General features: G+C 62.5%; 16 protein-coding genes and 3 pseudogenes. 16 read left to right on the plus strand and 3 right to left on the minus strand.

From position 1 onward, the window contains the following. The first annotated feature begins 37 nt into the window (after positions 1 to 37). The gene (nadC, locus tag V5B39_RS07070; RefSeq protein ID WP_332342213.1) at positions 38 to 895 is read left to right on the plus strand and encodes a carboxylating nicotinate-nucleotide diphosphorylase; all 858 of its coding nucleotides are present in this window, start codon (positions 38 to 40) and stop codon (positions 893 to 895) included. Between the two features lie 295 nt (positions 896 to 1190). After that, on the plus strand, positions 1191 to 1328 hold the full coding sequence (locus V5B39_RS07075; RefSeq protein ID WP_332342214.1) for a hypothetical protein: 138 nt from the start codon (positions 1191 to 1193) through the stop codon (positions 1326 to 1328). A 45-nt stretch (positions 1329 to 1373) separates the two neighbouring features. Here V5B39_RS07075 and thrC read toward each other — a convergent pair whose 3' ends face one another. Both thrC and V5B39_RS07085 read right to left on the minus strand, forming a co-directional pair. Then, complete coding sequence (gene thrC / locus V5B39_RS07080; RefSeq protein WP_332342215.1) at positions 1374 to 2849, minus strand: threonine synthase; 1476 nt, start codon at positions 2847 to 2849, stop codon at positions 1374 to 1376. Between the two features lie 127 nt (positions 2850 to 2976). Then, positions 2977 to 3627 carry a GGDEF domain-containing protein gene (locus V5B39_RS07085; protein WP_332342216.1) on the minus strand — a complete coding sequence of 217 codons (651 nt, stop codon included), beginning with the start codon at positions 3625 to 3627 and terminating at the stop codon, positions 2977 to 2979. A 353-nt stretch (positions 3628 to 3980) separates the two neighbouring features. Here V5B39_RS07085 and V5B39_RS07090 point away from each other — a divergent pair, with 353 nt between their 5' ends. From V5B39_RS07090 to V5B39_RS07110, 5 genes are read left to right on the plus strand one after another with little or no spacing between them, the layout of a single operon-like run. Next, positions 3981 to 6101 carry an FHA domain-containing protein gene (locus tag V5B39_RS07090; protein WP_332342217.1) on the plus strand — a complete coding sequence of 707 codons (2121 nt, stop codon included), beginning with the start codon at positions 3981 to 3983 and terminating at the stop codon, positions 6099 to 6101. A 19-nt stretch (positions 6102 to 6120) separates the two neighbouring features. Then, positions 6121 to 7383: a serine/threonine-protein kinase gene (locus V5B39_RS07095; protein WP_332342218.1), complete on the plus strand. Its 1263-nt coding sequence runs from the start codon at positions 6121 to 6123 to the stop codon at positions 7381 to 7383. Between the two features lie 43 nt (positions 7384 to 7426). Next, positions 7427 to 8221, plus strand: a complete 795-nt coding sequence (locus V5B39_RS07100) for a Stp1/IreP family PP2C-type Ser/Thr phosphatase (protein WP_332342219.1) — start codon at positions 7427 to 7429, stop codon at positions 8219 to 8221. After that, complete coding sequence (locus V5B39_RS07105) at positions 8221 to 9696, plus strand: serine/threonine-protein kinase (RefSeq protein ID WP_332342220.1); 1476 nt, start codon at positions 8221 to 8223, stop codon at positions 9694 to 9696. Before V5B39_RS07100 ends, V5B39_RS07105 begins: the two co-directional genes overlap by 1 nt. Then, positions 9693 to 10244, plus strand: a complete 552-nt coding sequence (locus V5B39_RS07110) for a hypothetical protein (RefSeq protein WP_332342221.1) — start codon at positions 9693 to 9695, stop codon at positions 10242 to 10244. Before V5B39_RS07105 ends, V5B39_RS07110 begins: the two co-directional genes overlap by 4 nt. Positions 10245 to 10512: 268 nt before the next feature. Here V5B39_RS07110 and V5B39_RS07115 read toward each other — a convergent pair whose 3' ends face one another. Beyond that, complete coding sequence (locus V5B39_RS07115; protein ID WP_332342243.1) at positions 10513 to 10671, minus strand: hypothetical protein; 159 nt, start codon at positions 10669 to 10671, stop codon at positions 10513 to 10515. Here V5B39_RS07115 and V5B39_RS07120 point away from each other — a divergent pair. The 9 genes and pseudogenes from V5B39_RS07120 to V5B39_RS07160 all read left to right on the plus strand — a co-directional run. After that, positions 10606 to 10878 (plus strand): annotated as a pseudogene (locus V5B39_RS07120) (hydrogenase formation protein HypD); the annotation flags it as partial. The gene V5B39_RS07115 and the pseudogene V5B39_RS07120 sit on opposite strands and share 66 nt — an antisense overlap. Positions 10879 to 11157: 279 nt before the next feature. Further along, a pseudogene (gene hypD, locus V5B39_RS07125) lies at positions 11158 to 11958 on the plus strand (hydrogenase formation protein HypD); the annotation flags it as partial. Then, positions 11955 to 13004: a hydrogenase expression/formation protein HypE gene (gene hypE / locus V5B39_RS07130; protein ID WP_332342222.1), complete on the plus strand. Its 1050-nt coding sequence runs from the start codon at positions 11955 to 11957 to the stop codon at positions 13002 to 13004. The pseudogene hypD and the gene hypE, both read left to right, overlap by 4 nt. Before the next feature lie 122 nt (positions 13005 to 13126). Further along, positions 13127 to 14854 carry a hydrogenase maturation protein gene (locus V5B39_RS07135; RefSeq protein WP_332342223.1) on the plus strand — a complete coding sequence of 576 codons (1728 nt, stop codon included), beginning with the start codon at positions 13127 to 13129 and terminating at the stop codon, positions 14852 to 14854. A 113-nt stretch (positions 14855 to 14967) separates the two neighbouring features. Then, positions 14968 to 15258, plus strand: coding sequence for a helix-turn-helix domain-containing protein (locus V5B39_RS07140; protein WP_332342224.1), 291 nt, complete (start codon positions 14968 to 14970; stop codon positions 15256 to 15258). Between the two features lie 176 nt (positions 15259 to 15434). After that, positions 15435 to 15680 carry a HipA domain-containing protein gene (locus V5B39_RS07145; RefSeq protein ID WP_332342242.1) on the plus strand — a complete coding sequence of 82 codons (246 nt, stop codon included), beginning with the start codon at positions 15435 to 15437 and terminating at the stop codon, positions 15678 to 15680. After that, entirely contained in the window at positions 15613 to 15933 is a 321-nt protein-coding gene (locus V5B39_RS07150) for a hypothetical protein (protein WP_332342244.1), read from the plus strand. Before V5B39_RS07145 ends, V5B39_RS07150 begins: the two co-directional genes overlap by 68 nt. A 346-nt stretch (positions 15934 to 16279) precedes the next feature. Next, positions 16280 to 17218 carry a hypothetical protein gene (locus V5B39_RS07155; RefSeq protein ID WP_332342225.1) on the plus strand — a complete coding sequence of 313 codons (939 nt, stop codon included), beginning with the start codon at positions 16280 to 16282 and terminating at the stop codon, positions 17216 to 17218. Between the two features lie 105 nt (positions 17219 to 17323). Beyond that, positions 17324 to 18397, plus strand: a pseudogene (locus V5B39_RS07160) (type II toxin-antitoxin system HipA family toxin); the annotation flags it as partial. Positions 18398 to 18499 lie beyond the last annotated feature (102 nt).

The raw sequence follows: 18499 nt of genomic DNA on the forward strand, positions 1-18499 counted from the left end.
AATCGGTGCAATCAGCTCTTAGTGTACGGGAATTGTCATGACCTTTGCAGCCATGCTGGATACGGAAATCGAGCGCAACGTCGCGGCTGCGCTCAGCGAGGATGTCGGGAGCGGCGACCTGACCGCGCAACTGGTTCCCGCCGGCGAAATCCGGCGCGCCACCGTGGTTGCCCGTGCAAATGCCATCCTTTGTGGGACCGCCTGGTTCGAGCGCTGCTTTACCCGGCTTGATGCGGCGATTGCCATCGCCTGGAAGGCAGCTGATGGCCAACGCATCCGCCCGGATCAACTGCTCTGCGAAATCGAGGGACCGGCGCGCGCCCTGCTCACCGGCGAGCGCAGTGCGCTCAACTTCCTGCAACTGCTTTCCGGGGTTGCCAGCAAAGCCAGGCAATACGCCGACCTGGTTGCCGGTACGCGGGCGCAGGTGGTCGATACGCGCAAAACGATTCCCGGTCTGCGCCTGGCACAAAAGTACGCGGTCAGATGCGGTGGGGGTGGCAATCACCGCCTGGGCCTCTATGACGGGATTCTGATCAAGGAAAACCACATTCTGGCTGCCGGCAGCATTGCTGCAGCCTTGGCTGCCGCACAACAGGTTGCCGAGAACGCGGCAGGTCGCTGCCAGTTCGTCCAGATCGAAGTCGAAACCCTGGCCGAATTGGGGCAGGCCCTGGATGCCGGTGCGACAATGATCCTGCTCGACAACATGGGACTGGACGAGATGCGCGAAGCCGTAGCGATTGCCGCTGGTCGTGCCGTTCTCGAAGCGTCGGGCAACGTCAGCCTGGAGAGTGTGCGTGCCATCGCCGAGACCGGGGTGGACCGCATTTCGATTGGTAGCCTGACCAAGGATGTTCGTGCCCTTGATCTGTCGATGCGTTTCCAGGCTTGATGTGAAAGTCGCGTCAGCGACTCACGAATTTCCCCTCCTTGTTCGCGGGAGAGGCGAACGGTCGTGACTTTCAGGATCGGCGGTGTCTGGAAGCGTCATGACCGTCAGGGGGCATCCGTCTGCACAGCGTGAGCGGTCTTGTCCTGAGGCAGCGGCTATGCCGGCCGCGCGATCGCTGACGGGAATTCCGAACAAGGCAGCCGAGCAAGGCAGCCGAGCAAGGCAGTAATATAATCTGGCCTGAGCGATACGAAACAGGCGTTGTGGTCTGCGCGAAATAACGAGAGGGGATTCGATGCTATTTGCGCTGTTTTACGTGTTGGCGATTTCAATTCTGGTCATGCACTTCACGGGATTCCTGGCGCGACATAATCTCGAATGGCTGGTCCTGGTGCTCGCGGTCGCCGTCTTTCCGGCGGTCATCTATCTCTAGGACATGTTTTTTCATCTGCTGTCGGGAGTCGGTGCCCGGCCGGGATCAGCTCAGATGCTGCTCGATGAAGCGCTTCACTGCCTCGACACTGACGTCCATGACCGCGACTCGTTGTGGCAGGTTTTCGATACCCTGCAGGCTGGCGGGTCGTTCGGGTTTTTGGCCGAGGGCCTCGACCATGGTTTCCTCGAACTTGACCGGCAAGGCCGTCTCGAGGACGATCATTGGTATCCCGTGTGTTCGTAACTCGCTGCCGACCTTGAGCCCATCGGCGGTGTGCGTGTCGATCATCAGGCCATATTTTTCGAAGGTTCGGCGGATCGTTGCCAGACGATCCGCATGCGTGCTTTTCCCGGAAACAAAACCGAATTCCGGCAATCTGGCAAGGAATGGCGTTCCGGACAGGTCAAAGCTGCGACCTGTATCGATCTCCTGCCACCACTGGCGAATCACGGCCGGGTTACGACCAACCAGATCAAAGACAAAGCGTTCGAAGTTGGAGGCCTTCGAAATGTCCATCGACGGACTCGAAGTGGCGCAGGTTTCGGCGGCTGCCCGCGGGCGGTAGACGCCGGTACGGAAGAACTCGTCAAGCACGTCATTCTCGTTGGTTGCCAGAACCAGGCGACCGATCGGCAGACCCATCATGCGCGCGATGTGGCCAGCGCAGATGTTGCCGAAGTTGCCTGAGGGGACTGCAAAGTCGACCTGCCGGGCATTGCTGTCGGCAGTGGCTGCAAAATACCCCTTGAAGTAGTAGACGATCTGTGCAGCAACCCGTGCCCAGTTGATCGAGTTGACCGCTCCGATCTTGTACTTTGCCTTGAAGGCATGATCATTGGACACCGCCTTGACGATGTCCTGGGCATCATCGAACATGCCGCGTACCGCAAGGTTGTGGATGTTCGCATCGTGCAGCGAATACATCTGCGCCCTCTGGAAAGCGCTCATCCGCTCGTGCGGCGAAAGCATGAATACCCGCACGCCTTTCTTGCCGCGCATGGCGTATTCGGCGGATGAGCCGGTGTCGCCCGAGGTGGCGCCGAGGATGTTGATTTCCTCTCCCTGCCTGGCCAGTACGTACTCGAAAAGATTGCCGAGCAACTGCATGGCCATGTCCTTGAAAGCCAGGGTTGGACCGTTGGACAGTTCGAGGATCGCCAGTCCGCCTTCGCCGCGTGCGGAATCCGGCCTTTCGAGCCAGCGTAAGGGAGTAATCTCGCTTGCCTGCGCACTGATGCGGCCATTGCAGTAAACCCCCGCGGTGTAGGTCCTGGCCAGCAAAGCCTGCAGATCGGCGGCGGGGATATCGTCGATGAATCTGGAGAGCACGGCATAGGCCAGATCGGCGTACGACAGGTATCGCCATTGCTCCAGTTGATCACGGCTGACTTGCGGATAGGCTTCGGGCAGATAGAGACCGCCGTCCGGCGCCAGTCCGCCGAGCAGGATCTCGGTAAATGTATGACCGGAGGAATTCAGTGAACTGGCAGTGTGGCCTCGAGTCGAGATATAGCGCATGGCAATGACCGTATGGAAGAAGCGGATGGAGGACGAATGGTGACTGGTGAGCAGTCTACCATGCTCTGTCCCCGACACCGGTGCGTGCTCGGGTCTCCAACTCCCGGGGTCTTCACACAGGCACAGTTCAACCCGCGACGACGCAATTCTTGCCTGCCCGCTTGGCCGCGTAGGTCGCCACGTCGGCACGTAGAATCGACTGTTCGAGTGATTCGCCACTTGCCTGAACAACGACGCCGGCACTGAAGGTCAGGACGATTTCCTGGCCCGGGATGGCCTGTGTGGCAAGCTGCCGCTGAAAACGGGAAATGGCACTGGTCGCCTGGTTGAGTGCCGTTTCGGGCAGCAGCACGACAAACTCTTCGCCACCAAAGCGACAGAGAATGTCCGATGGACGTAGCGCCGAGCGAATCACCCTGACCAGATGAACCAGTGCCTCGTCGCCCACCTGATGTCCGAGGGTGTCATTCAGGCGCTTGAAGTCATCGAGATCGATCAGAGCCAGCGCCAGGGGACTATTGTTACGGCGTGAGCGCGCCGCTTCACGCTGGTAGGCTTCGGTAAAGCCGTGACGGTTGAGTGCTCCGGTCAGCGCATCGGTATGGGCCGCCGCCCGCGCTTCGCCCAAGGCCCTTTCGAGGTCACCGATGCGCAGTTCGGCGGCCAGTAATTCCAGCGCAGTGGCTTCGGGTTGGCGCGTATCGAAACGGCGAACGTGCGAGTGTTGCGCACGGCCGGAAGCTGTCGGCAGGAACCCGGGCGGCTGTGCCGACGCCATGGCTGAAAGCGTGGGGCGCCGGTGCAAGCGGCGGGATGCGCGTCGCGAAGCATGCACGAGGGATGAGTGGTCATGCTTGAACATTTGACTTGCTCCGTCAGTACAGTCGGTGAAGTGGGGTAATGAAGTCAGGTAATACTCCCAGAAACGGATGCTCGCTCAAAATCTTGAGAGTTCTTTCGCCCATCACCGATTACTGGCGGTGCCTTGTTCTGGTATCTGACGTCGTTGGAAGCCATTTCTGGTGTGGGCATGTGCAGGATTGAACGTCAATGGGCCTTGAGGTAGACTGGAATACAGGGGATGTAGGGTTGTCAATGAAATCGAGTGACATTCACAGGAAGGATGGTCGGATGGAACGTATCGTCATCAAGCACCTTTCGGGCTCCAAAGCAAATCAGGAGATCAGCTTTCCCATTGATCAGGTACCGGAGATCTCGCTTGGACGAGACGCCGCATCGACCGTCGCCTATGACATGGAACGGGACGATGCCGTCAGCCGCAACCATGCCCGGATCACTCGTGATCCTGCACAGAGCACGGTTTTCATCCTCACCGACCTGGGTAGCCGTAATGGTGTTTTCGTCAATCAGTCGAGGATCGCCGGTAGCACGCCGCTCCATCATGGGGACCTCGTGCAGCTCGGTACCGGGGGGCCGGAATTTAGCTTCCAGATGGACCCGCCACCGGCACTGACTCCGAAAGCGACGCGCCAGATCGATCTCAGGCAGGCGGCGCCTACCCGTGAAATTTCCCCGGTGCCAGCGACGAACGCCGAGGTACGACCGCAACGCGTGCTGCTCAGACATCTGACCGGCTCGAAGGCGAACCAGGAAGTGACCTTCCCGGTCACGCAGACGACCGAAATTACCTTTGGGCGCGACCCTGCTGCCAGCGTCTCCTACGACGCCGAGCGTGACGATACGGTCAGCCGCAATCATGCGACGATCAAGCGCGACGCTCAGCAGAAGGGCTTCACGCTGGTTGACCTCAACAGTCGCAATGGCGTGTTCGTCAACGGTGCGCGTATTCGCGACAATGTCGCCCTGCACCATGGTGACCTCATCCAGTTCGGGGCGGGCGGGCCGGAACTCACGTTCCAGCTCGATCCGCCGCCTGCCGATGCTCTCCGGGCGACGCGCCAGTTCGACCCGCGCCAGGCTTCGCCCGCGCAGACCCGCGAGGCGACGATGGCTCCGATGGCGGCTGCGGCCACCGCTAGCGATACCGCCGCGTCTTCCGCGACGGCAGCAGGTGCGCGCGGGGTGGGCAAGGAAACGGTGGAACGACTGATTACCCAGACCAAGGTGGAGTCGCGCAAGTCCATGGTCAACATCGTGGCCGCCATGCTCGCCGTGGTGGCCGTGGTGGCTGGCGTGTTCGTCTTCATGGGCCGGGAAACGGACAAGAAGATCGAGGCCACCACATCCCAGGTCCAGGCTGCAAAATCGCAATCGGAAGCGACGGCGTCGACAGTCAAGGCGATGCAGGACCTGATGACGCCGAAGGAAATTGCCGCAGCGTATTCGGGGTCGACGGTATACATCGAAGTGAGCTGGAAGCTGATCGACCTGGCTTCGGGGCAACCTTTGTATCACCAGTCCTGGGAAGGGAAACCGGCCTACGTGCGGACGCCGAAAGGCGACCTGGAGCCGGTGTTGACCGCGCAGGCGCAGAAGAACAGTGTGCCGATCGGCGGCAGCCACTCCGGTTCCGGATTTGCCGTCACCGAGAACGGGTTCATTCTGACCAATCGCCACGTGGCTGCGCCCTGGAAAGCCTACCAGATGTTACCGGCAGGGGTGCGGCTCGAGTTGAATCAGAAGAAGGAATTGGTCGCCGTCGAAAATGTCCCCAAACACCGCTGGTATCCCGAGAAAAGCGTCTGGTCGCAAACGCCTCTGGGTGAACAGAAACCGGTTGCCGGACGGCATGACCGCCTCGAGGTCACTTTCGCCAACAACAAGCTGCGCATTCCCGCCAAACTTGCCAGAGTCTCGGACGAGCATGACGTCGCCTTGATCAAGGTGGACACCCCGGCGGCAGTCAAACCGACCGTACTCGCGCCCGAGTCAAGCTACGAGGATGTCAGGCCGGGCGATCCGATTACCGTGCTGGGTTATCCCGGGGTTTCGCCCAAGGTATTCTTTGCCGGTAAATCGAAAGACATGCTCGACCCGGGTGGAATGAACATCGTAGACATTCCGGTTCCGACCGTCACACCCGGAGCCATCGGCAAGGTCATACGCGGCACGGTGACTACGGCCGGCGGCGGCAAAGACGATTACTACAGCGCATCGGATTCCTATCAACTGACTGCCAACGCCACCGGACCCGGTAACAGTGGCGGGCCGGTTTTCGACGATCGTGGGCGGGTCATCGGCCTTTTCTACGCCGGCAACCCGACCATCACCTTTGCGGTACCCATCAAGTTCGCCAAGGAACTGATGGAAGTCAAGGCAGTGCTCCAGTAGTTGATGGCGCCGGCAGCCCATGACCATGCTCGCCAACGCGGCGATTGGCGAATATCGACTGCTCGAATCGCTCGGTGCAGGTGGCATGGGCGAAGTGTACCGCGCGGTACACTCCAGGATCGGACGAGTCGTCGCCGTCAAGATTCTTTCGGGTGCTGAACCCGGAGCGGGTCTGGCCGAGCGCTTCATGAACGAAGCGCGGATCCAGGCCGGGCTGCACCATCCGCACATTGCCGAATTCTATGATTTCGTCGAGTTCGAAGGGCGCCCATGCATCATCATGGAGTATGTGGACGGCATCACCCTCGATGACCGGATACGGCGTGCTCGTGGTGGGCTGCCGGTGGCCGAGGCGCTGGCCATCTTTCGTGCCGTGGTCGAAGCCATTGCCTATCTGCACGAGCGCGGCATCCTCCATCGGGACATCAAGTCCTCGAACATCAAGCTGAGTTCCGCTGGGCAGGTCAAGCTGCTCGACTTTGGCATTGCCAAGGATCCCAGCAGCAAGCGTCTGACGATGGTCGGCGGTTGTGTCGGCACAATGGATTACCTGGCGCCTGAACAGATCAGAGGCAGGCCAGCGGATGCACGGGCAGATGTCTGGTCGCTGGGCGTCCTGTTCTACGAAATGCTGACTGCCAATATGCCATTCGCCGCCGACTCTGTGGGGGTGCTCTGCGAACGCATTAGCCGCGCAGAGTACCCTATTCCGACGCTGGCTTCGCCGATGTCAGACGATCTACAGCGCATCATCGGCCGATGTCTGCGCAGCGATGCATCGGAACGTTATCATGATGCCCGCGAGCTGCTTGACGACCTTCAGCAAATCGGACGATCGCCGCCTGCGCAGACAGCGCTGGCGGATCGTGGATTCCGATCAAGGGGGTGGTCGGCCTGGCGGGAACACTGGCCTCTGATCGGCAGCGGATTCCTGCTTGCGGGCGTGTTGCTGGCAGGATTCTTATGGAAGATGCGGCCGGGAACCGTGGTGGACGCTCCGCCCATGAGTGCAGGCTCCGAGCCGATGGTGCACGCCGGGCTGCAGGGTGCCGCGCTGAGGGTGGTGCGCATCGGTACGATCGACGGGCCTGCAGATATCTACGAAGATGGCAGACTGCTTGGCACGACGGTGAAGGTATTCGAGAAACCGTATCCGGTCGGGGCTCATGTCGTATTGACGCTCAAGCGAGAAGGACATGAAGATGAGCGGGTGGCGTTTGAGGTTCGCCAGAGCGGTAACGAGTTTCTGGCCTGGCAACTCCGACCGAAAGAGAGAAAGTGATCCGATGAGCGATGCATCCGCGTACTATATTTTGCAAACCTGCATGGCCACTGACATTGGCTGCGTGCGAACCAGCAACCAGGATTCGATTGCCTTTGTTTCTCCGGGCGACCCCGATGAACGCAGGAGACGAGGTGTTCTGGCGGTGGTGGCGGATGGCATGGGCGGGCACAATGGCGGCGAGGTGGCGAGCAAGCTGGCAGTGGATACGATCTGCAGTCATTACTTTGCAGCCCATGATGATGACCCCCTGCATACGATCGAGCAGGCGCTACGGGAGGCGAATGCCGCGATTTTTCGTGCCGCCGAGGCCGACAGAGCGCTCTCGGGAATGGGAACCACGGCGACGGTACTGGCCCTGGTTGGACGGGGCATGTGGTTTGGGCATGTCGGTGACAGCCGGCTCTACCGTTGCTCACATGGCCAGGTTACGCAATTGACCAAGGATGACACCCTCGTCGAACAATTGGTCAATGAAGGACTGATCTCGGCCGAACACGCACGCTATCACCCCGAGCGCAATGTCCTGTTGCGATCTCTGGGCACGCGCCCGGATCTGCGGGTCACCGCCCAGGTCGGCGACCCGCCAGAAGTCGGCGACACTTTCGTACTCTGCTCCGATGGTCTGTACGACTGTGTCGATGCGAGCGAGATTGTCCGGGTGGTTGAATCGTGCGACCCGCAGGCGGCCTGTCGGCGGCTGATCGAACTGGCGCGCGAGCGGGGTGGCAGCGACAACATTTCCGTCGGGATCATTGCCGTTCGGCCTCCCGAGGCCGTGGAGAGGCCGATACCGGTGACGCGTGAAATGGTGACTGACAACTTGGAGGTCAGGTGATGGGCAGTCAGGTGATCGGTGATTTCGAACTCGTCGCCAAAATTGGCGAAGGAGGGATGGGGGAGGTTTTCAAGGGCCGCGACTCAATGCTTGAACGGGATGTCGCGATCAAATCACTGCGCCCGGAATTTACCGCGCGCGCCGATATTATCGAACGCTTCCGAACCGAGGCGGTGGCCCTGGCCCGTCTCAATCATCCGAACATCGCCGGCGTCTACCGGTTTTTCCGGCATGCCGACCAGTACTACATGGTCATGGAATTTGTCGCCGGCGAAACGCTCGACCAGCTCGTCGTTCGACGCGGCGCGTTACCCTGGCAGGAAGCGATACGCTATGGAATCGCCGCGCTGAACGGTCTTGAGCACGCGCACCGTGCGGGTGTGGTGCACCGCGACATCAAGCCCGCCAACATGATGGTGGCCGTGGACGGGTCGCTGAAGCTGATGGATTTCGGCATCGCGCGCATCCTCGAGAAGATGCGCCTGACGCGTAGCGGACATCTGATCGGGACGCTCGAGTACATGTCTCCCGAACAGGTCCAGGGCAGGGATGTGGACGCCCGCTCGGATCTATACTCGCTGGCCGTGGTTCTTTTCGAGCTGCTGACCGGGCGTGTCCCGTTCTCGAAGGGGACCGACTTCGAAATCATGAAAGCGCAGATCGAAGAGCCGCCGCCGCCACTACGCCAGTTTGCAGGCAGCCTGCCGGTCGTGCTTGAGGACATCCTGTCACGAGCGCTGGCCAAGGACCCTGCGCAGCGCTACCCTGATGCCAGCGCGTTTCGCAGCGCGCTGGAGGGGGTGTTGACCAGCCATTTGCCGCCCCCCGACGCGGCTCCCTGCCCGATTCCCGGGACACGCCTGTTTGTTCCGCAGGGTGCCGCCTCTACTGCTGCAGACATCGGCCGATCCGCTGCTGTCGCAGAGCCGGCGGCCATCCGGATCGCTGGCGATGCAACCGGAGAAACCATGGGTGCATCGCCAGCGCAGGCGCTCTGGAAAAAGTACCCGGGCATCCTGGCTCTGATGGCTGCGCTGTTGATGCTTGCTGGTCTGGGCTGGTGGAGTAGCAGCAAGAAGAGTCCAGCGTCACCGGCGGAAGCGTCTGGCGGGCTGGCGCAAAAACCTCCGGTGGGTGCCACGCCGGCGCCTTCGCTGCCGCGTAGTGAGCCTGCAGCGGCCGCCGCCCTGGGCACATCGACGCTGCGCGAGCCCGTGCTCCCGGCGAGTACCCTGCCATCCGTTCCGGCCGAGGGCGGGACGCCGGCCACGATCCCGACACCGCCGGACCCTGTGGCTCGTCCCGCGTCCGCCAGCCGCGAACGGGCCAGTCCGGATGCGGGCGAGAAGGTCGCAGTCACCTCAAGGGTGAAGGAAGCCCCTGCAGCACGCTCCAGTATTCGCAGCAACCCCAATCCGCCGGTCGTCAGGCGTGACGATTCCGGTTCGGCAGGCGGATGGACGATACGAAAATGATCAATCGCCTGCCAATGATCCTGCTACTGCGCGTCCTGCTGCTCGGTTTGAGCACGGTCCTGCTTGCCGCCTGCGCCACTGGCCAGGGTTCCACCCCGCTCGAGACCCTTCAGTCCTGGTTCCAGCGTAAGGAAAAAGGCGGGCGCCAGCCCGGTGAAAAGCTTGTCAGCCCGCCCGATGTGGTCTGGAAAGAGCGCAACTGCGCCAGACTGCAACGTCCCAACATCGACATCGACCTGAACGAAATCCTGCCCTCCCGCGTTCCCGCCGGCGAAGAATTCAACCACCGCATGGTCTATTCGATGTGTCCGCTGCGTACCGGTGAAGGGGTGGTGGGGGACCTGTCCCGACGCATCACCTTCAAGGGCAACACGGTTTTTGAAGACGTTTCGCGCCGTTTCGAGATCAAACCCGGCAAGTGGCAGCTTGACGCTTTCATCGGGATTCCGGCAGAGGCTCCCGCCGGTGTCTATGCTCTGGAAGTCGCTTTTTCAGGTGGCGGACTGCGGTTTCAGCGTAGCGCGAGTCTGGTGGTCAGCCGGCGTTAAGGTGAAAGTCGCGTCAGCGACTCACGAATCTCCCCTCCCCACTCGCGAGAGAGGGGTCGGGGGGCGAGATGGGGAATTCGCGGAGCATGCTCCGCGCCCATTGAGCGATTCCGGCGTGCAAGCCGGAATGCGCCCTGCAAGGGAGGGAAAATGGTCATGACTTTCATGGATCGGGGGTGCCTGGAAACGTCATGACCGTTAGGACCCGGATCATCCAGGTCTTGCCCTGTCGCAATGATTCGCCTGTCCTGCAATTTGCCGTGGCAGGTCAGGCCAATGCATGGCTCACTGCTGAAGGTGCGAAATGAGATTTATCGACGAGTTCCGTGATGGAGACCTGGCTCAAGGCCTGGCGGCGGCGATTCGGCAGGCGGCGCGGGCGGATCGCGACTATCACTTCATGGAATTCTGCGGTGGGCACACCCATGCCATTTCTCGCTACGGGGTGACTGACCTGTTGCCGCCAAACGTGCGCATGATTCACGGACCGGGCTGTCCGGTCTGCGTGCTGCCGATCGGACAGATCGACATGGCAATCGCATTCGCTCGTGACCTGGGCGTCATCCTGTGCAGCTACGGTGATCCCATGCGCGTGCCGGCGTCGGGCGGGCTGTCGCTGCTCAAGGCGAAAGCGGGATTGAGCAGGAGTGTGGGTATGGCGGGCCGGGTGGGCAGGGCGGGCAGCCACCCCGTTAATGTGAAAGTCGCGTCAGCGACTCATGAATCTCCCCTCCCCACTTGCGGGGGAGGAGTCGGGGGGCGAGATGGGGAATTCGCGGAGCCTGCTCCGCGCCCATCGAGCGATTCCGGCGTGCCAGCCGGAATGCGCCCTGCAAGGGAGGGAAACGGTCATGACCTTCATGATCGGGGGGGGCCTGGAAAAGGCATGACCGTCAGCAGGGGCGAGCATCGCGGCGAGATCCGGATGATCTATTCGGGCGCCGACGCGCTGGCCATCGCGCAGCAGAATCCCGATCGCGAGGTGGTCTTCTTCGCCATCGGTTTCGAAACCACGACACCGCCGACGGCGGTACTCATCAAGCAGGCGCAGACGCTCGGTCTTCGGAACTTCTCGGTTTTCTGCTGCCATGTGCTGACGCCGTCGGCGATCGCCAGCATTCTCGAATCGCCGGAGGTCCGGCAGTGGGGCAGTGTGCGGATCGACGGCTTCATCGGACCGGCGCATGTCTCGACGATCATCGGCACGCGGCCGTACGAATTTTTTGCCGAGGAATATCGCAAACCGGTGGTGATCGCCGGCTTCGAACCGCTCGACGTGATGCAGTCGATCCTGATGCTGATCCGGCAGGTCAACGCCGGTCGGGCCGTGGTCGAGAACGAGTTCACGCGCGCCGTGACGCGCGACGGCAACCGCAAGGCGCAGCGTCTGGTGGCCGAGGTCTTCGAACTGCGCCGCTCTTTTGCCTGGCGCGGACTGGGCGAGCTGCCCTACAGTGCGCTCAGAATCCGCAAGGAATTTGCCGACTTCGACGCCGAGCGTCGCTTTGCGGTTCGCTACCGGGCGGTGGCCGACCATCCGGCCTGCGAGTGTGGGGCGATCCTGCGTGGCGTCAAGCGACCGCAGGAATGCCGGATTTTCGGCAGCGTATGCACCCCGGAAAACCCCATCGGCTCGTGCATGGTTTCGTCGGAAGGGGCGTGTGCGGCACACTATTCGTACGGGCGTTTTACCGACCTGGCGGTCGTGTCATGAAGGACGTCCGCAAGGGTTACGTCCGTCCCCTCGATCTGCGGCAAGGCCGTGTCGACATGACGCATGGCAGCGGTGGGCGGGCGATGGCGCAACTGATCGAGGAACTGTTCGCAAGGCGGCTCGGCAACGCTTACCTGGGGCAGGGCAACGACGCGGCCGTGCTGCCGATGCCGCCGGGCCGGCTGGTGTTGTCCACCGATGCGCATGTCGTCTCGCCGCTGTTCTTCCCCGGCGGCGACATCGGCTGCCTGGCGGTGCACGGAACGATCAACGACGTCGCGGTGATGGGGGCAACGCCGCTGTATCTGGCGGCCAGCTTCATTCTCGAGGAAGGTTTCCCGCTCGGCGATCTGGCGCGCATCGTCGAATCGATGGCGCGCGCCGCCAGCGACGCCGGCGTGCCGGTGGCGACCGGCGACACCAAGGTGGTCGAACAGGGCAGGGGAGATGGCGTCTACATCACGACCACCGGCGCCGGGGTCGTTGCCGAGGGCACCGACTATGCCGGCGACCGCGCCCGCGCCGGCGACCGGATCGTCGTTTCCGGCAGCATCGCCGAGCATGGCATGGCGATCATGGCGCAGCGCGAAAGCCTCGGTTTTGCCGCGAACATCGTTTCCGACACGGCCGCGCTGCATGGCCTGATCGCCGCGATGCGCGCGAGTGGGGCGGCCATTCGCGTGCTGCGCGACCCGACGCGTGGCGGTGTTGCGACGACGCTCAACGAGATCGCCCGCCAGTCGGGTGTCGGCATGATGCTGCAGGAGCGTGCGCTGCCAGTACAGCCCGAGGTGGCCGCCGCCTGCGAGTTCCTGGGTCTCGACCCGCTGTATGTCGCCAACGAGGGCAAATTGCTGGCAATCGTCGCACCGCAGGACTGCGACACCCTGCTCGCCGCGATGCAGGCCCACCCGCTCGGCCGGCGTGCGGCGGTAATCGGCAGCGTGCATCAGGACGAGCAGCATTTCGTGCAGATGACCACGACCTTTGGCGGCCGGCGGATCGTCGACTGGCTGAGCGGCGAACCATTGCCGCGCATCTGCTGAGGGTGTGCACAGTCATGAGCATGTTCCTCACCCCGACCCCTCCCGCGACCCTTCTCCCGACCCTTTTCCCGCTTTTTGGAGAGGGGAATTCGTCAGTCGCTGGCGCGACGCTTGAGTGAAAGATGCGCATCCTCTTTCTCTGCCACGCCTTCAACAGCCTCAGCCAGCGCCTGTACACCGAACTGCGCGCACGCGATCATCAGTTGTCGATCGAATACGACATCGCCGATGCGGTGGCCGAGGAAGCTGTCGCGCTGTTCCGGCCCGAGTTGATCGTCGCGCCGTATCTGCGCCGCGCGATTCCGGAGACGATCTGGCGCCGGCACTGCTGTCTGGTGGTCCATCCGGGAATCGTCGGCGACCGTGGTCCGTCGGCGCTCGACTGGGCGATTCAGGGAGGCGAGCGGGACTGGGGGGTGACGGTCCTGCAGGCGACCGCCGAGATGGATGCCGGCCCGGTCTGGGCAACCGAAACCTTTCCGATGCGAATGGCCAGGAAGTCGAGCCTCTATCGCCACGAGGTCACCGAAGCCGCGGTGCGTGCGCTGTTGAAAGCCGTCGAACGCTTCCTGGTTGGTGGCTTCGTGCCGACGCCGGTCGACGATGCCGACCCGACCATTCCAGGCAGACAGCGGCCGTTGATGAAGCAGGTCGATCGTGCCATCGACTGGCAGCGCGATGAAACGGCGCGCGTGCTGGCCAGGATCAACGCCGCCGATGGTTTTCCCGGCGTCGCCGATCGCTTGTTCGGCGAGCCCTGCCGCCTGTTCGACGCCTGGCCGGAAGAGAATCCATGCCCGCCACGCGCCGGCGCGCCGGGCGAGGTGATCGCCTGGCGCGAGACGGCGATCCTGCGCGCAACGGTCGATGGCGCAGTATGGATCGGTCACCTGCGCCGCGAGGAACCCGGCAACTCGCTCAAGCTGCCGGCGACGCAGGTCTTTGCGGCAGCACTGGCGACGATTCCGGAAGCCCCGCTCGACGGCTATTTCGCTCCTGCCGGCCGGACCTGGCAGGACATTCGCTATGAACAAGCCGGGCGCGTGGGTTTCCTGCACTTCGACTTCTACAACGGCGCCATGAGCACTCGTCAATGCCAGCGCCTGCAGGCGGCGTACGCCTGGGCACGGCAGCAGCCGATCAGTGTGCTGGTGTTGATGGGCGGACGCGACTACTGGTCGAACGGCATCCACCTCTCGTGTATCGAAGCGGCCGAATCGCCGGCGGATGAATCCTGGGCCAACATCCAAGCCATCGACGATCTCGCCGAAGCGATCCTGTGCAGCGAGAACCAGCTCACGATCGCCGCGCTGCAGGGCAATTGCGGTGCCGGGGGCTGTTTCCTGGCGCGCGCCGCCGATCTGGTCTGGGCGCGCGCCGGCGTGCTGCTCAATCCGCATTACCGCAACATGGGCAACCTGTTTGGCTCGGAATACTGGACCTATCTGCTGCCGGCGCGCGTCGGGATGGCGGGAGCGCAGGCGATCATGCATGACCGGCTGCCGATGACTGCCGCTGCTGCGGTCGCCGCCGGCCTGATCGACGCCTGTCTGGCGGGCGACCCCGACGCTTTCCGGATCGATGTCGCCCGCCGCGCCACCGAACTGGCCATGGCTCCCGACCTCGACGAGCGGCTGCGGGTCAAACGGGCGCAGCGCCTGGCCGACGAAACTGCCAAGCCGCTGGCAAGCTATCGTGCGGAGGAACTCGCTGAACTGCAGCGCAATTTCTACGGCTTCGATCCGAGTTATCACGTCGCCCGCTTTCATTTCGTGCACAAGACGCCGAACTCATGGACGCCGCGCCATCTGGCGATTCATCGCGATCTCGGCTGGAGCGTGCCGCCATGACCGCCACGTCGAAGTGGCCGACGGTGCGGGTCGTCGACGTGAGTACAGTACATGAGTGCTTGCCAAGCGGCGTCAATCTCCCAGAGTGATCGGTTTGGAAGGGTGATTGGCAATTGGCCCAGGGTTGTATAGAAGATATCTCCCTGGCGCGTCGACGGCGACATCTCTCCCAGGCCTCGCTGGCCGAGCGCATGGGCGCGTCCTTCTCTACCGTGCGGCGCATGGAGAAAGGCGACCTGCGGGTGCCCATCCACTTCTTTGCCCGCGCGCGGCATGTCTTCGGCGAAGTCCAGGCGCTGGAAAACCTCCTGGATACGGCCAGGGACGACATTGGCCTGATACGGATGGACGAGCGCCTGCCCAAGCGTGTGCGCAGCAAGCCGGGTACCTCGGGAGCGCTGTGATGGCGGCCATGGCCTCGATCCGTCGGCAGCTTCAGCTTTGCATCGGCAAGGCGGGCTTGCCGGTGGGTTCGCTCGTGCATGTCCGCCAGGGGCGGCGCGAGCACAGCGCCTTCGCCTATGACGAGGACTGGTGGGCCAGTCCGACGCGTTTCAACGTGTCGGCCGACCTGCAACGGATGGCTACAGGCCTCGCGCGCGGAAGACCGCAGCTACACCGAGATCGTCGACGCCATCCGAACCTACGGCCATGCCCCACGCAGGACGTGCAGCAGCTTTGGCGCCAGCTGGTATTCAACCTGCTGATTACCAACGTGGACGATCACCGGCAGAATCACGGCTTCCTGCACGTGGCACGTGGCACATGGCCAGTGGCGCCTGGCGCCGGCCTTCGACATCAATCCGTTCCCGGACAAGGACCGTGAGTCCAGGACCTGGTTGTCCGAGCAGGATGGACCGATCACCGATGTGCAGATGCTGCTGGCGCGTGCCTCCTACTTCAGGCTGGACGAAGCCCAGGCCTTGGCGGTGCTGGCCGAAGTGCATGTGGCGGTGGCGAACTGGCGGCAGGTCGCACTCAGTCCGGAAGTGGGGTTTCGGCAGGCAGATCTGGGTGACTTCGCACCGGCCTTCGAGCATGAGCAGATGGGTACCGCCGCAAGGCGGCTCGGGCGGTAACGCCAACGCGAAACACTCAGGGAGTGCTTCCACATCGACGGAAGCGGCTACTTGTTCAGAGAAAAACGTGGTCTGTCCCCTATTGCTCTGGCTCAGCATTCCGGATGTCGAAAAATTTTACATCCGACGCGCTGAAAATCGCCAAGTATATGTGTAAACACATGAATAATTGCGAATTATAAGAGCAGGCACGATAAGTGCTCGTGACTCGATATGAGCGATACACAGCGCGAGGAAGTGTTGCACGAGGCTCCATGATTCCTCTTCATGTCATTTTTAACATGGGAAATGCAGTTGCTCTTGCAGGTGCGTTTTCCTTCGCCAAGCCTTATGGGGGTATCGATTTATGAAAAGTTCACTTCTAGCAGCGGCTCTCGGCCGCGACGTTGATGTGCGCCGCCCACGGTTTCTCACGCGCTCGTTGCAGCATGGGCTCGTAGGTGTTGTGGCGTTGCTGGCGGCAGTCTCTGCCGCGGCTGCACCTGTGGTATTGAGCAACCCAACGACATCGGTGACCGTCAATGGCGGCGAAGCCGGCAACGGCTTGGTGCCATTCGGCGGGTTCTTCGACTACACAGATCTGAGTGTAGGCGCCACACCGACCTGGTCCATTGACCCGTTTCTTCGCTTCTCTAGCGGTAGCACAGCAGTGTTGAGCAATGGCGCTGCAGGCGGTTTTGGCTCACCGGTTGACCTTGGCAGCGGCTTGGTCGGTAACAGCGCGGTAACCGGTGCGGTCACGACCAGCGCCGTCACCGAGCTAGCAGGAACCATCGCCAGGACGACGTTTACATTTACAGCTGCGCCGGGCACAAGGCTGGACGGCACGGTCTTTGGTTTCTATGCCGAGAACGACATCCTTGGATTTGGTGACGACACAGCAGCTTTCACGGGGTCGATAGCGGGCGGTGACTTGGCGCTGTTCCAGTACGATACGGTTGGCGGTGGGATCACTGTTCGACTTTCGGGCGTCGCGGCCTCGGGTGCTGCACTGACGGCCTTCGGTTCAGGCATTTGGACCGGGTTCGGCACCGCCCTTGAGTCGGGCGATCTCACCGTGCTCTCAGCTGACGGAAGCAACTTTGTGGGTGGCCCTGGTGACTTGGGATTGGCACTGGCATTTGCGCTAAGCGGCGATAGCGCATCCATTATCGTTGACTACACGACACAACCGCTACCACCCGGCGTTGTCTCGGAACCCTCTGGAATAGCGCTGGCTGGTCTAGGGGCCCTGCTGGCACTCATCGCGCAGCGAAGGCGGTCGGGGCCGCCTAGTAGGGGCTGAATCGGGGCACAATTGACTCTACTGGGCCAGCGCTGGCGGCTCCCCAAGGGCCACAACGGATAAGAATAGATCGTAGATCGTGCGAAGCCACGATCTGATCTGTTCTCGGTGTTCCACGGCGCCATCGCCGACACCGCGCCCGACGCCTGGGGCCGGCGCGTCATTGCCCGTGACCACGCCAAGCGCCGCCAGGATGATCCAAGGCTGCCGGCTCTCGCGGAACTGGACTATCTGCTCGCGGTGGACGATTTCAGCCGCGTCGGCGCGTTGCGCTTGCGCGACCCGGATGGCACCTGGCAGCGGCCGACGGTGGCCGGGCGGCGCAGCACCCCGCCCCTGGTCGAGCTGGCGCGTGTCTTCCAGGCTAGCCGGGCGGTGGACGCGGCGATGAGACCGCCGAGGATTTGCGTTATCTGCAGGGCAAGGGCACGTCGCTGGGTGGCATGCGGCCCAAGTGCACGCTGGTGGATGAGGACGGCCGACTCGCCATCGGCAAGTTCCCCAGCGTGGGCGACGCGCGTGGCGTCACTCGTGGCGAGGTCCGGGCCTTGAAGCTGGCAGCGCAGGCGGGCATCGATACCGCACCGGCTCGGGTCGTTTTGCTGGGCGATGTGCCGGTAGCCGTCGTCCGCCGCTTTGATCGCGATAAAGCAGACGGCCGCATCCCGTACCACAGTCCGCTGCGTCTTTGCTGCAGGCCTCGCGCGCGGAAGACCGCAGCTACACCGAGATCGTCGACGCCATCCGAACCACGGCCATGCTCCCACGCAGGACGTGCAGCACCTCTGGCGCCGGCTGGTGTTCAACCTGCTGATTACCAACGTGGACGATCACCGGCAGAACCACGGCTTCCTGCACGTGGCACACGGCTAGTGGCGCCTGGCGCCGGCCTTCGACATCAATCCGTTCCCGGACAAGGACCGTGAGTCCAGGACCTGGCTGTCCGAGCAGGATGGGCCGATCACCGATGTGCAGATGCTGCTGGCGCGTGCCTCCTACTTCAGGCTGGACGAAGCCCAGGCCTTGGCGGTGCTGGCCGAAGTGCATGTGGCGGTGGCGAACTGGCGGCAGGTCGCACTCAGTTCGGAAGTGGGGTTGCGGCAGGCAGATCTGGGTGACTTCGCACCGGCCTTCGAGCATGAGCAGATGGGTGCCGCCGCAAGGCGGCTCGGGCGGTAACGCCAACGCGGAACACACAGGGAGTGCTTCCACATCGACGGAAGCGGCTACTTGTTCAGAGAAAAACGTGGTCTGTCTCCTATTGCTCCTATTGCTCGTACC

Origin of the sequence: Accumulibacter sp. (genome assembly GCF_036625275.1) — a bacterium.
Lineage (GTDB): Bacteria > Pseudomonadota > Gammaproteobacteria > Burkholderiales > Rhodocyclaceae > Accumulibacter.

Coding starts and splice junctions, on each gene's coding strand:
- V5B39_RS07105 (WP_332342220.1), top strand. CDS start 8,221: ATGGGCAGTCAGGTGATCGGTGATTTCGAACTCGTCGCCAAAATTGGC.
- V5B39_RS07155 (WP_332342225.1), top strand. CDS start 16,280: ATGAAAAGTTCACTTCTAGCAGCGGCTCTCGGCCGCGACGTTGATGTG.
- hypE (WP_332342222.1), top strand. CDS start 11,955: ATGAAGGACGTCCGCAAGGGTTACGTCCGTCCCCTCGATCTGCGGCAA.
- V5B39_RS07075 (WP_332342214.1), top strand. CDS start 1,191: ATGCTATTTGCGCTGTTTTACGTGTTGGCGATTTCAATTCTGGTCATG.
- V5B39_RS07115 (WP_332342243.1), bottom strand. CDS start 10,671: ATGGGTGTGCCCACCGCAGAATTCCATGAAGTGATAGTCGCGATCCGC.
- V5B39_RS07095 (WP_332342218.1), top strand. CDS start 6,121: ATGACCATGCTCGCCAACGCGGCGATTGGCGAATATCGACTGCTCGAA.
- V5B39_RS07145 (WP_332342242.1), top strand. CDS start 15,435: ATGGCTACAGGCCTCGCGCGCGGAAGACCGCAGCTACACCGAGATCGT.
- V5B39_RS07090 (WP_332342217.1), top strand. CDS start 3,981: ATGGAACGTATCGTCATCAAGCACCTTTCGGGCTCCAAAGCAAATCAG.
- thrC (WP_332342215.1), bottom strand. CDS start 2,849: ATGCGCTATATCTCGACTCGAGGCCACACTGCCAGTTCACTGAATTCC.
- nadC (WP_332342213.1), top strand. CDS start 38: ATGACCTTTGCAGCCATGCTGGATACGGAAATCGAGCGCAACGTCGCG.
- V5B39_RS07110 (WP_332342221.1), top strand. CDS start 9,693: ATGATCAATCGCCTGCCAATGATCCTGCTACTGCGCGTCCTGCTGCTC.
- V5B39_RS07085 (WP_332342216.1), bottom strand. CDS start 3,627: ATGGCGTCGGCACAGCCGCCCGGGTTCCTGCCGACAGCTTCCGGCCGT.
- V5B39_RS07100 (WP_332342219.1), top strand. CDS start 7,427: ATGGCCACTGACATTGGCTGCGTGCGAACCAGCAACCAGGATTCGATT.
- V5B39_RS07135 (WP_332342223.1), top strand. CDS start 13,127: ATGCGCATCCTCTTTCTCTGCCACGCCTTCAACAGCCTCAGCCAGCGC.